This window comes from Streptomyces sp. YS-3 (genome assembly GCF_045257485.1).
Taxonomy (GTDB): domain Bacteria; phylum Actinomycetota; class Actinomycetes; order Streptomycetales; family Streptomycetaceae; genus Streptomyces.
This window is the reverse complement of sequence record NZ_JBJHPC010000013.1, coordinates 25,695-35,527: the sequence shown is the minus strand read 5'-3', so window position 1 is coordinate 35,527 and position 9,833 is coordinate 25,695. Positions and strand designations below refer to the sequence as shown.

Sequence of the window (9,833 nt, the reverse complement as noted above, 5' to 3'; positions counted from 1 at the left end):
CCTCGGCCCATGCTCCCGAGCCCACCCCATCCGCCCCGGCCACGGCCGCCCCGAGGAACATGGTCGAGTACGGCGGCATCAAGATCCTCAAGAAGGACCCCGGCGGTGACCTGATGGCCGGCGCCGCTTTCACCCTCCTCAATTCCTCCGGCAAGGAGGTGTCCACCGGCAAAACCGGCGCGGAGGGCCAGCTGGTCTTCAAGGACCTCACGGCAGGCGTCTACCGCCTCAAGGAGACCAGCAGCGGCAGCCCCCTGCACAACACCGTCGCCGACCAGGACGTCATCGTCACCCCCGGCAACGGCACACCCCTGACCGTCATCGACCCCTTCAAGCCCGCCGACCTCACCGTCACCAAGACCGACAAGGACAGCGGCAAAGCCCTGCCCGGTGCGGTGATCAACATCATTCCGGTGGGCAACGGCGGCGACCCGGTGACCTTGACCACCGGCAAGGATGGCACCGCCAAGGCCCAGCTCCCGGTCGCCTCCCGCAACGGCACCGCCTACACCGCCACCGAGACCAAGGCCCCCGAGGGCTACCAGCTCGACTCCGCGCCGCAGAAGTTCACCGCCAAGCCCGGCTCACCCGTCGCCATCACCCTCACCGACACCAAGAAGGCGAAGCCCACCCCGCCGCCCACCATCCCGCCGACGGTGCCGCCCACGAAGCCGCCGGTCATCTCGACAGACAAGCCGATCCCGGACACCAAGCCGTCGCCCTCTACCTCGGCCACCCACACGCCGGTCCCGGACGAGACCCCGCCKAGCCCCGAGGCCCCCGCTCCGGAAGGCTCTCTCGCCCACACCGGCGCCGACGCCCCCCCGTGGCTGCTCGGCGGCGCCGGCCTCCTCCTCGCCGTCGGCGCAGGCACCCTCGTCGCAGTCCGCCGACGCCTCACGGACGCTGCCACCGACGGCGACTCCACCGAGAACTAGCCCCACCTGCCCTCCTGCCCCCGGAATCCCCGCGATTCCGGGGGCTTCGTCGTGTCCGGTGCTGCATCCGAGGGGCCTGGGTGCCGCCGTAGCCCGGCCGCCGACGCGACCCTCATCTCTGCGACGGCAGCGACGAGGCCGCGAGTGACGGATGGCTAGGCTTCCGCAGTGATCGAGTCCTCTCCGCTCCCTGGCGACCCCACCGAGCTGCATTTGCGTGTCACCTACGTCGACGAACTGAGCGACACCCCCGACGCTGACACGCTGGAACGGTGGGATGTGACCGTCGTGCATCGCCGACAGGTGCACGACGACCGCCGATGCCCCGACGCGCCGAGCGAATGCCGCACCGACGCGTGCCCGGCGTACTCCCTGGAGGACGCCGCTGTCGGCTCGATGACGTTCTACCGGGTGCACCTCGACCGCGGGCGTAACGCTTATTCAGCCTTGGCGGATGAATCGGAGGACCTCTACGAGATCGCCCAGGTCCTCCTCGACCCCGCCACCGGCTATTACACGGACGAGGTCGGCGAGCTGCTGGAGTACAGCGGCTCCGGCCTGCTCGTCATGGACCGTGTCGCCCTGAACGCGGAATGGAGAGGGCAGGGGTTGGGGGTCGCTCTCGCTACCGAGGCCATCTTCCGGCTGATGCCCGGCTGCCGGGCAGTGGCCTGTTCCCCGGGGGTCTCCGACCTGAGCGCGGACCGGCTGCGCGACGAAGCCGAGTGGGACCGCATCACGGCCAAAATCGCCAGGGGGTGGGAGCGGATCGGATTCTTGCACTACCGGGACAACGTCTATCTGCTTTCGCCGACGTCGCAGGAGCTGGAGGAGCAGCGCGGCGCACTGCGAGGGCGTCTTGCGGAACTGGGAGCGTCTTGGCGCGCTGAGGCACCATGAACGGCGTCGCCCGTCGGTCACGTGGGTGTTCCGAGGGGGCCCCGGGGCAGGGCTGCTGAATCGAGGCGGATACGCGCCATCAGCTCGTTCCGTACTCGTGGGCCGGCGCGCCCAGCCACTCGATCTCCGGAGACCCCCCACCGACCATGGCCTCGGCGTCGGTCTCCTCGATGCCCGTCTGACGCAGAAACTCCACGAGGTCTCGGTCAGAACGCACCACTCCGATGTCCTGGCCGAGCACGGTGACGCGTCGGCCCCCGCGTGCGAGGGGTCGGTGCACGACGATGGGCGGCCCGGTCATGCCCCCACCCTCGTTGGTGCGGCGGCATCGCGCATGCCCAGATGGTCCTCCGTGTGACTACTTCGTGCCCCACCTGCGCTTCGCTGGCGATAGGCCCTCTGAAGTGGCATGAACCTGCTCAAAACGTCCCTCCGCCTTGTCCCGGAGCTTGTGGCACAGTGGCGGCATGTGCGGCCGTTACATCTCGACTCGTAGCCCGCAGGACCTCTCCGGGCTCTTTCACCTCACCGACTGGCAGACCACGGAGGCGCTCGCTCCCAGTTGGAATGTGGCACCGACCGACCCGGTTTACGCGGTCCTCGAACGCGCCGGCCGGGACGGCGATGACGCCGAGGTGAAGCGTGAGCTGCGGGCGCTGCGGTGGGGCCTGGTGCCGTCGTGGGCGAAGGATCCGAAGGCCGGCTCGCGGATGATCAATGCTCGCGTGGAGACGGTGCACGAGAAGCCCGCTTACCGGCGCGCCTTCGCCAAGCGCCGGTGTCTGCTGCCAGCCGACGGCTTCTACGAGTGGGAGCCGGTCAAGGACGAGGCGACCGGCAAGACCCGGAAGCAGCCGTACTTCATCCACCCGGCCGACGGTCAGGTGATGGCCATGGCGGGGCTGTACGAGTACTGGCGTGATCCCGACGTGAAGGGGACGACGACCCGGCCGCCTGGCTGATGACCTGCACGATCATCACTACCGGAGCAACCGACGCAGCAGGCCGCGTACATCCCCGCATGCCCCTGGCCCTGAATCCGGACCACTACGACACCTGGCTCGACCCTCACCACCACGACACCGACGACCTCCGCGCCCTACTCACCCAGCCCGCTGACGGCCGTCTCAGCGCCCGGCCCGTCTCCACGGAGGTCAACAACGTCCGCAACAACGGCGCCCGCCTCCTCAACCCCGCCTGATCCACGGTCAGACCTCCGTTCCCTTCGCGTGGGCGGGAACCACCGGGCTTTGGGCGTAGCGGCGTCAGAGCACAGGGCGGCACCCTGGGATCAAGATCAAGGCCATACGTAGGATCCTGTCGTGGCAGACAAAATGATCGGCAAAGGACCCTTGCGCGGCTACCTCCTGGAGGAGGTGCTGGCCTGGTTGTTGCGCTCAAGCGGCTTCGAGGTCCTTACGGCGGACGATGATAAGGACAAAGAGCCGTGGAAGGTCCTGAAGGAGGACAAGAACGGTCTGCTGGTTCGCGGACGCGGTGCCTGGCATCAGGTCGACGCGCTCGGACAGTTCCGGTACGTCCCGCCGTTCTCCCTGCCAGTGCGCCTGTTCGTCGAGGCAAAGTACTTGGCCAAGGCGCCTGTTGGTCTGCCCACGGTCCGAAACGGCCACGGTGTCATCCACGACGTAAATGAGGGCGAGACCACCACGCTCTCCGCGCCCGGGACGGGTCGGCCACGGACGCGATACCGCTACAGCTACGCGATCTTTTCCACGTCCGGCTTCAGCCCGGAAGCGCAGGACTACGCGCTCGCCCACCAGATATCCCTGATCGACCTCTCGGCGCCGGACTTCGCCGTGCTACGGAATCTCGTCAGGGACACGGCCGACACGATCCACGCCGTGCTCGAAGCTATGCCGGCTGCCGAGCGGCCGAAGGTGCGCGAGATACGGACGTATCTTCGCGGCCCGCTGCTGGAGATGGACCCAGGTGACGTGGAACTGCCTGCTTCGATTCGCGGCCCACTTGATCACCTCGCGCAGGCTCTGTACAGCCGGTCACGGTTGGGTCTTGTTCTGGCCTTTCCGGCCGCCCCCTTCGTCCTGGGCCTGGCCTCGAAGGATCTGTATGGTTTCGTGGAATACGCGAGGGCGCACCCCACGCACGCGGTGCGTCTGCGTCGCATCAATCAAGCAGCCTCACACCCGGTTTGGGAACTTCGCTCCGCCGAGAACCCCGACGCCTACGCGTTGCGGTTCGGTCTGCCCGAGCGGGTGGAAGCCTGGATCGTCGCGCAGGATGAAGGAATGCCCTCACGCACCCGGTACATCAAGCGCAGCATGCTGTCGACCATGACCCTGTACTGGATGGACGGGGAGCATGCCCAGACGTTCCAACTCCGCTACGAGCCGGGTGAACTGCGTCCCGGCGGCTGATCTCCGCATAGACAAGGTCCCTGGCGTCCGGGCCTGCCGGAACGGCAGGCCCGGACGCCAGGGACCGAGGGTTGTAACACGGTCTGAGACCCTACAGTTCCTGCTGACGTGCAGCGCAGGTTGCGCGGACACTCCGTTGTACTTTGCGTGATCTCGGCTGTGTCGCTGCGGTCGCGAAAAGCAGGTTGCACCCGAACGTCCCGAGCTTCGTCGCCGACAAGCGCGTGCGGGACTACGGGCGGGTTGATCAGCCCATAATCGGAGTCAGTGCCGAGCGACCCGGCGCATCGCACCCGCCCCGGGTGCACTCACCGTGATCGGAGAGCATCGTGAAGAACAGCGCGTTGTGGCGAGTGGTTGACAACGAGAGTGGTACCCAGTCCATCGTCAGCACGCCCTCCGAGGCGGTCGCGTTCGTCAACAGCCGGTTCGACACCGGAGACGACGACGAGCCGTTCAGCATCACCAATGTCGGCCCTCTCCTGCCGAAGCCGCTCGAGGTCATCACCGCATGGGCGGCCAAGAAGGACGGCGAGCGAACCGACGGACGTACTGCGCCGATCATAATCAGGCCGGTTGTGACGGATAACGCCATCGAGTGCGATGATGTCGTGCTCTGGGGCGACGTGTATGTCTCGTGGGACCACGACACGTACACCATCGAGGGGCCGGACGGCTACGAGTACAGCGAGGCTGACAGCGCAGCCGAGTTGAGCGAGATCCTCGACGAGTACGCCGACAACTACGAGTACGCGCCTGAAGGGCCTGAAGCGCCCGACAGCCATAGGTGGCCGAAACCGGAAGAGTTGATCACCTACGGCGTCCAGGAGTGTGCCAAGCGGTTCGGGCACCTTGACGACGACGCACTGCTGTGGCTCGCTGCCACCCGCATCACGCTCGCCCTGTGGCGCAACACACCCGTCGAGGACTGGCATGCCGGGAAGAGTCCGCTGCACGACGGCACGATGATGCGGATCAACGCGTCGACCACCCGGATGGTGCGCTCGATGTTGTCGTTCGACCATGTCGACTGGATCGCTGTCGGTCTCGCGATCGTCAACCCGTCTCGGGTTCTACCGACCGGGCAGTCTGTGCTCGAGCTCGGGCTGGCCTGCCACAACCCTGACGACCCGGCGCACGAGGTTGATCCGCGAGAAGATCTCGCGGAGATGGCACAGGGCGCGATCGATTGGGGTCGGACGTACCGCCTTCGCGAGAAGGAGTTCGGCCTGCGAACCCTGATCGAATTCTTCTGCGCGTTCGACAACGGCTGGTTCGGAGCTCCGAGTTGGGGGCGCATCGTCGATCGGTTCCTTGCGGCTGTCGACGACCGGGAGAATGCGCGCTGGCGCATGCACCGGGACGAGCCTTGGTTCGACAAGTGGTTCACCAGCCGCCCGGCCGATATTGCGGACACCACGGAATTTCGTCGGCTGCTCCTTGCCGGGCCCGATCTGCTTTCCGAGGAGGCCGCCGAATGGTGCGTGGATGGTGGCATCGGTTACGTCTGCCAGGACGACCACGCGAACGGCTGCTGGCGGTGTGGTATCCCGCTGGCAACGGAGTCCCCAAACGACTGAACGTGGGCGGCCTCGTCCGCGAGCGCTACGTTCGCATCCGCGTGAGGCGCTCACGCCGGGCCTGAGGCAAGGCCACCCGAACGAGTGACGGCAGTGGCCAGCGATCCTCAATCCCGCGTCAGTTCGGCCAGTCGCATGACATCGCGACTGAGAAATGACACGGGATCTGAGAACTTGCAAGACAGCCGGGTTCGGTAGTTCGCCGGGGGCAGACAGGAAAGATCGCGAAGGGACTGGTGGAAGCCGCCAGGGGCATGTCAACGTAGACGACCTTCCCCGAAAACACCAGGTCAGAGAGGTGATGCCTGTGACCGTGGATGCGTCCACGCCTGGATTCTCCACCACCACCGAGGCCCTGCGGCTGCGTTCGTGGCAGCTGGGACCCGGCCAGCCGACGCTGGTCACCGACCTGTTCAACGCGGAGTTCTTCCACCTCGTCGTGGACGACCGGGCCGATGTCCACGTCAGCAGCAAGGACGGGCGCTTTTACCTCGGATGGTTCCCGCTGGGGCGCCCCGGCACCGACGGCGACGGCTGGACCCTCGCCGTCACCGGCACCGCCACAGCCCCCGGCTACCGGATCCGCTTCGACACTGAGACGCCGGCGGAGATCGTCGCGGCCACGGTGCAGCGCGTGCTCGTCACGTCCCGGCCGCTGTGACCCCACTGCCACCGCGCGGCTCGGATCTGCTGCTCGCGCATGGAACGTACCCTTCCCTCGTCCCCTGGTGGGGCGCCGTTACTGCAAGGAGATGAGCCTTGGCCCCGGAGATGACCGTCGGCGACCTGCTGGACCGCCTGTCCGCCAGCGACCGCGACACGGTGGTCCGTCTGCGGATCAACCCCTTCGCCCCCACGGTGCGCCTGCTGGGCGGCGTGGTCCCCACCCGGGACGACGCCGACCGGCCGGTGGTGTTCATCGCCGAGGCCAAGGACGCCGAGCCGCTCGGCACACTGCCCGAGCCGACCGTCGGCGACCTGCTCGACCAGCTGTCCGCCTGTGACCGCAACGCCGTCGTGCAGTTCGCCCTCAACCCCGACTTCCCGATGGCCCACCGTGCGGGCCCCGTTGTGGCTGCCCGTGACGCGACGGGCCGTCCCGTGCTGTTCCTCACCGAGCCGGACGAGGACGAGGCCGAACAGTTCGGCCCCCTGCTACCTCACGTCGCGGTCGCGCTGGCCTGGCACGAACCGGCCGAGGCCCCGCCGCGCCGCCGGCGCGGCACCCGCCCCAGCGGGGGGCAGTGAACCACCCCCGAGCCCACGGAGGCGCCCCTGCACCCGCACCATCCCTCTGACTCCTCCTACCCCTCGCCGCTCCCGGTGCACTGGGTCACCCCGCGCCATCTGGCCGGCGACGACGACGCCCTCGCTGAGCGGGCCGGCGAGACCCTGACCGGTCTGGGCTGGCGCATGTGGCCCACCTCCCGCGACACCCTGCTGTATGTGAGCCCGGACGAGCTGCGCGGCGCCGAATGGATCCTGGCCAGCAGCCCGTTCACGCTCGGCGGCCTGCGCGTTGCCCTGCAGATCTCCGCCCGCCCGGAAGCCAGCAGCGCGCTGGTGCAGTGGAACGCCTACTTCACCACCGGCGTGCCGCCCGAGGCGCTGCACGACTTCCTCGTCGCGCTCGATGCCAGCGCGGTGCCCGATACCGGCTTCGAGGAGCCCGAGGCGGTGGTGGCGGCGCTCAGCGCGCAGGGCTGGATGCGTGACGTGGACCGCCCCCGCACCGCCGCCACGGACCCGGGCTTCGCCTCGCACGTCTCGCTCGAGATGCTGCCGGACCTGATCGCGGACGCCGATCTGCGGGAGGACCTGATGGGCTGGCAGGCATGGGCCGAGCCCACCTTCGGCGCCCCCTACCTGTGGTGCGCGAACTTCAGCCCGAGCGTCCCCCACGAGCTAGTCACCGTGTTCGCGGCCTCGCTCGCCTCCCCGGTACCGGTGGCGCGCCACCGGCTGCCGCACAGCACGGAAGAGCGCCTCACGATCGTCCGGCGCGGCTGACATCGGGGCCCGGCTGGCACCACCGGCCGGGCCCCGATGTCCGCGTGCCGCATCCCGCCTCAGCCTTTGGAAGAGGTGTCTCTGACGAACGCGCCCCTTGGCTTGGGCCCGAAGCGCTGCGAGCGCTTCGGCTCCATCGGCTTCCTAGCCCGCAACCGCGACCTCGACCCCTCGTTCGCCTGTGCATCAGCTGTCACGAACAGGCCGACACCACCCAGGCCCGCGCTGGCCATCCCTACGAGGACGGCTACGCCCTCGCCACCGACCATGACGGTCTGTGCGCCGTACGCGCCTGACCGTCCTCTTTCCTTCCGCCGTCTACCGCATGATGGAGGTCCCTTGTCCCTGCCGCTGATCCGGCTCGCCATCGGCCGTACGACCGGCACTGCCCACTTCGGCGTCCTGTTCGACGGCGCCCAGCCGCTGGCCGCGTGTGCCACACGCGCGCCCGGCCTCCAGCCCATCGGCGAGAACACGGTGCACAGCATGTGTCAGAGCTGCACGCGCGCCTGGCTCATCTTCACCACGGCGCCGCACTCCGAGGAGCCGGACTTCCGACGGGGTGCGGACGCGGGCAAGAGCGCCTCCGCGCACCGGCCGATCCCCGGGGCATCTGCTGGGCTACTGCGGCAAGTCGCTCGATGACCGGTCGTCCACTGCGCGACGCGTGTGTGCCAACTGCAGCGCGCTCGACGCCGCCCTTGACCGCTTCCGCACCGCCGCCGGCGAGCTGACGCCGCCGGGCGGCGAGCCGTTCCATGTCGACGACGCCCTGCTGTGGGGGCCCAAGGGCCGCGGCAACCTCGTCACCGGCCATCACCTCGACGCGGCCACCGGCACCGGTACTGCGGTCGGTTGCTGGAGCGCCCCTCCCGGCGCTCAGGCGTGCGCGCCCTGCCGACGCCGTTGGGAGGAGGCCGAGGTGCTGCGGCAGATCCAGACCCTGCCGCGCATGCGGGGGGAGACGGCAGGCTGGCAGGACCGGACACGGGACACGTTCGACGACGTTGCCGCCGCGCTGGAACCCGGCGACGCCTACACCCTCTCCGGGTGCGCCCAGCGCCACCACTCGGGCGGTGCTGTCGCCAGAGCGGGCGGGGGCAGGATCGGTGTCAGGCTCGGCCCGGCCGCCACTCCCACGGCGTTGCCCTGCGGGGCGCAGCTACGCGGCTGTCGGGTAATTCAACGTGCAGGTGTGGAGCACGGTGATCGGCAGCCTTGCGTTGGATGGCTTTGCGCCAGTCCACCCCCTGCACGAGCAAGCCGTCACACAGTTCGACGCCATGCCCCACCTTCCCGGCGGCAAGCAGGCCCGACACCACCTGCTGAACAAGTACGAACCGGCACATCAGCTTGTACCTCATGGCACCAGGCGTCGCACGGCCAGGGTCCCGTGCCCGGCGAGTTTGGCCACTTCGACGACCCGGCCGGGACGGGGGCCTGGGGCGGCCCTTCGCAGTGAGAAGGCCCGGCCCACCCGAGCGCATATTGGCCCGTGGCTGCCGGGACCCTGCCGAGTCTTGGTTGGGCAGGGCCCGGCAGGTCAACGGGTCATGTAGAAGGCGGCATGACCCACAGGGCGAGCGGGTCCATGTCGTCCCGTTCCACGGTGAATCCGGCTGAGCGCAGAATCCCCATCACTGCGGTTTGCACGTGACCTGCCGCCTTGATGAAGTATTGGAAGGCAGGGCCGCCGTCCGGACGGCTCGTGTCGTACGCGCTGTGTACGGACGGATCACATTTCCAGTAGACGGAGGCTGCTGCTGGATGGTCCTCAAGGAGTTCGACTTCGACCTTCGCTCCTGGTGACGGGTCGTCGATCGTGCCCAGGGAGGCCGGCAGTCCGGCCTTTCGCAGCTCATCGCACACCTGGCCAGCCACCCGGGACCGTGCCTCAGCCACCTGTGCGGTGACGTGCTTGATCCCGAGGTCTTCGGGTGTCATGCCATCGAAGTTGATGTTAATCACGCTTCCCTGTTGCCGGGGGTGCCGGATGCCTGGGACATCCG

At 68.3% G+C, this 9,833-nt stretch carries 10 protein-coding genes and 1 pseudogene; 9 read left to right on the top strand and 2 right to left on the bottom strand.

All coding sequences use genetic code 11. The features are described 5' to 3' along the window. Both ACJA3G_RS02675 and ACJA3G_RS02670 read left to right on the top strand, forming a co-directional pair. The coding region (locus ACJA3G_RS02675; protein WP_406551212.1) for a collagen binding domain-containing protein at window positions 1–938 on the top strand (938 nt) is incomplete at its 5' end. A 168-nt stretch (window positions 939–1,106) separates the two neighbouring features. Continuing rightward, window positions 1,107–1,838: a hypothetical protein gene (locus ACJA3G_RS02670; RefSeq protein WP_406551211.1), complete on the top strand. Its 732-nt coding sequence runs from the start codon at window positions 1,107–1,109 to the stop codon at window positions 1,836–1,838. Window positions 1,839–1,917: 79 nt separating this feature from the next. On the opposite strand, the gene ACJA3G_RS02665 is transcribed toward ACJA3G_RS02670, so the two are convergent. Continuing rightward, the gene (locus tag ACJA3G_RS02665; protein WP_406551210.1) at window positions 1,918–2,139 is read right to left on the bottom strand and encodes a hypothetical protein; all 222 of its coding nucleotides are present in this window, start codon (window positions 2,137–2,139) and stop codon (window positions 1,918–1,920) included. Window positions 2,140–2,305: 166 nt separating this feature from the next. Here ACJA3G_RS02665 and ACJA3G_RS02660 point away from each other — a divergent pair. From ACJA3G_RS02660 to ACJA3G_RS02630, 7 genes and pseudogenes are all read left to right on the top strand, one after another. Further along, window positions 2,306–3,039, top strand: a pseudogene (locus tag ACJA3G_RS02660) (SOS response-associated peptidase). Between the two features lie 121 nt (window positions 3,040–3,160). Continuing rightward, complete coding sequence (locus ACJA3G_RS02655; RefSeq protein WP_406551209.1) at window positions 3,161–4,234, top strand: hypothetical protein; 1,074 nt, start codon at window positions 3,161–3,163, stop codon at window positions 4,232–4,234. A gap of 329 nt (window positions 4,235–4,563) precedes the next feature. Continuing rightward, window positions 4,564–5,814, top strand: coding sequence for a hypothetical protein (locus ACJA3G_RS02650; protein ID WP_406551208.1), 1,251 nt, complete (start codon window positions 4,564–4,566; stop codon window positions 5,812–5,814). 301 nt (window positions 5,815–6,115) lie between these two features. Beyond that, complete coding sequence (locus ACJA3G_RS02645) at window positions 6,116–6,475, top strand: DUF317 domain-containing protein (RefSeq protein WP_406551207.1); 360 nt, start codon at window positions 6,116–6,118, stop codon at window positions 6,473–6,475. 98 nt (window positions 6,476–6,573) lie between these two features. Next, the gene (locus ACJA3G_RS02640; RefSeq protein WP_406551206.1) at window positions 6,574–7,062 is read left to right on the top strand and encodes a hypothetical protein; all 489 of its coding nucleotides are present in this window, start codon (window positions 6,574–6,576) and stop codon (window positions 7,060–7,062) included. A gap of 75 nt (window positions 7,063–7,137) precedes the next feature. Continuing rightward, window positions 7,138–7,824 carry a DUF317 domain-containing protein gene (locus ACJA3G_RS02635; protein ID WP_406551205.1) on the top strand — a complete coding sequence of 229 codons (687 nt, stop codon included), beginning with the start codon at window positions 7,138–7,140 and terminating at the stop codon, window positions 7,822–7,824. 339 nt (window positions 7,825–8,163) lie between these two features. Further along, window positions 8,164–8,469 carry a hypothetical protein gene (locus ACJA3G_RS02630; RefSeq protein ID WP_406551204.1) on the top strand — a complete coding sequence of 102 codons (306 nt, stop codon included), beginning with the start codon at window positions 8,164–8,166 and terminating at the stop codon, window positions 8,467–8,469. Between the two features lie 906 nt (window positions 8,470–9,375). Here ACJA3G_RS02630 and ACJA3G_RS02625 read toward each other — a convergent pair. Further along, complete coding sequence (locus tag ACJA3G_RS02625; protein ID WP_406551203.1) at window positions 9,376–9,792, bottom strand: hypothetical protein; 417 nt, start codon at window positions 9,790–9,792, stop codon at window positions 9,376–9,378. Window positions 9,793–9,833: the final 41 nt, after the last annotated feature.

Bases quoted from the DNA above. Each gene is read 5' to 3' on its own strand.
- ACJA3G_RS02665 (WP_406551210.1), bottom strand. From the start codon at position 2,139: ATGACCGGGCCGCCCATCGTCGTGCACCGACCCCTCGCACGCGGGGGC.
- ACJA3G_RS02645 (WP_406551207.1), top strand. From the start codon at position 6,116: ATGCCTGTGACCGTGGATGCGTCCACGCCTGGATTCTCCACCACCACC.